General features: G+C 70.9%; 2 protein-coding genes. Both read left to right on the forward strand.

Going from position 1 to position 910, the window contains the following annotated elements:
* Positions 1-304 (forward strand): hypothetical protein (locus tag ABFX50_RS50725; RefSeq protein WP_346158500.1); only part of this gene is annotated, 304 nt, incomplete at its 5' end.
* 4 nt (positions 305-308) lie between these two features.
* The coding region (locus tag ABFX50_RS50730) for a B12-binding domain-containing radical SAM protein (RefSeq protein ID WP_346158502.1) at positions 309-910 on the forward strand (602 nt) is incomplete at its 3' end.

The following is a 910-nucleotide window of genomic DNA, read 5'->3' on the forward strand; positions in this document are numbered from 1 at the left end:
CCACCTTTACCGGCACGCCCTCCGCGCCGACCTGGCGGTGTTCCTGCTCGGCGACCCGGAAGTGTGCCTGCGCCGAGCCCAGGAACGCGGCACCTACAGCCGCTTCCACCACGGCGAACTAGCCGCCGCGGAAACAGAGCGCGCCCTGTTCGCCGAAACCGCTGAGCAGTTCCGCGCCACCGGCACCCCCACCCTGATCCACCAGATCGGCCACGCCGACGCCGGCGAGGTCGCCGCCGCGCTCGCCGAGCAGATCACCACGGCGATCGCCGCCCGCCCCACCCCTTTACCTCGAGCGAGGTGACTTTGTGAAGGTCGCGCTTCTGTACCCCGAGGTCTACGACATGGCGCGCTTCCGCGAGCAGCGCAAGGAGTTCCCGCCATTCGGCGTGCTGTACCTGGCCGCTGTGACCGAGGCGGCCGGACACCAGGTGGAGATCCACCGCGTCGCCCCCGGCCACACCGCGCTGAACCTGACCGGCTTCGACGCGGTCGGCTTCAGCCTTGCCTCCTCCGCCACCTACGGCCTGATGCTCCAGGCCCGCCGCGAGACCAAGCTCGACCCCGGCACGCTCGTCACGGCCGGAGGTGTGCACGCCAACTTCTACCCGGCCGAGGTCCTGCACGACCTCGCCGCCGACGTCGTCGCGGACGGCGAATCCGAAGACACCATCCTCGAACTCCTCGACCACGCCCACGACCGGGACTTCACCGGCGTGCCGGGCGTGCTGTTCACGCGCGACGGCCGGACCACGCGGAGCCCCGCCCGTCCGCTCATGCGCGACATCGACCAACTACCGCTGCCCGCCCGGCACCTGCTGCCGCGCGAGGACATCGTGCTGACCGACCGGCTCGCCGGGACCGATACGCGGATGGCGCACGTGATGTTCAGCCGAGGCTGCCCATTCCC

The sequence above is a fragment of the Nonomuraea recticatena genome (assembly GCF_039533245.1).
GTDB lineage: Bacteria > Actinomycetota > Actinomycetes > Streptosporangiales > Streptosporangiaceae > Nonomuraea > Nonomuraea roseola.